The organism is Polynucleobacter sp. MG-28-Ekke-A2, from assembly GCF_035012985.1.
In the GTDB taxonomy this organism is placed as follows: domain Bacteria; phylum Pseudomonadota; class Gammaproteobacteria; order Burkholderiales; family Burkholderiaceae; genus Polynucleobacter.
In genome coordinates, this window is record NZ_JAYGQU010000057.1 from 1 (window position 1) to 909 (window position 909).

Below are 909 nucleotides of genomic sequence, written 5' to 3' on the forward strand. Positions count from 1 at the left end.
AAAAATGGCAAAAGAAAAATTCGAGCGGACAAAACCGCACGTAAACGTAGGCACCATCGGTCACGTTGACCACGGTAAAACCACATTGACAGCAGCAATTGCAACCGTGCTTTCTAAAGCATTCGGTGGCGAAGCTAAAGCATACGATCAGATCGATGCTGCTCCTGAAGAAAAAGCACGTGGTATTACGATTAATACTGCGCACGTTGAGTACGAGACTGCAAACCGTCACTACGCACACGTGGATTGCCCAGGACATGCTGACTACGTGAAGAACATGATTACTGGTGCTGCTCAGATGGACGGCGCAATTTTAGTTTGCTCTGCTGCTGACGGCCCAATGCCACAAACTCGTGAGCACATCCTCTTGGCACGCCAAGTGGGCGTTCCTTACATCATCGTGTTCTTGAACAAGTGCGACATGGTTGATGACGAAGAGTTGTTAGAGCTCGTAGAAATGGAAGTTCGTGAGCTTTTATCTAAATACAAATTCCCTGGCGATGACACACCAATCATCCGTGGTTCTGCTAAGTTAGCTCTTGAAGGCGACGAAGGCCCATTGGGTAAAGAAGCCATCATGAAATTGGCTGAAGCTTTGGATACCTTTATTCCTACTCCAGAACGTGCTGTTGACGGCGCATTCTTGATGCCAGTAGAAGATGTGTTCTCTATCTCCGGTCGCGGTACTGTTGTGACTGGTCGTATCGAGCGCGGTATTGTTAAGGTTGGTGAAGAGATCGAAATTATCGGTATCAAGCCAACACTCAAGACTACTTGTACTGGTGTTGAAATGTTCCGCAAATTGCTCGACCAAGGTCAAGCAGGCGATAACGTTGGTATCTTGTTACGCGGTACAAAACGTGAAGAAGTTGAGCGCGGCCAAGTATTGGCTAAGCCAGGTTCAATCAC

Annotated in this window: 1 protein-coding gene; it reads left to right on the top strand. The window is 47.5% G+C overall.

The window, feature by feature from the left end:
* Window positions 1-4: 4 nt before the first annotated feature.
* A partial coding sequence (tuf, locus tag VC188_RS11900; RefSeq protein WP_323484105.1) for an elongation factor Tu occupies window positions 5-909 on the top strand: 905 nt, incomplete at its 3' end.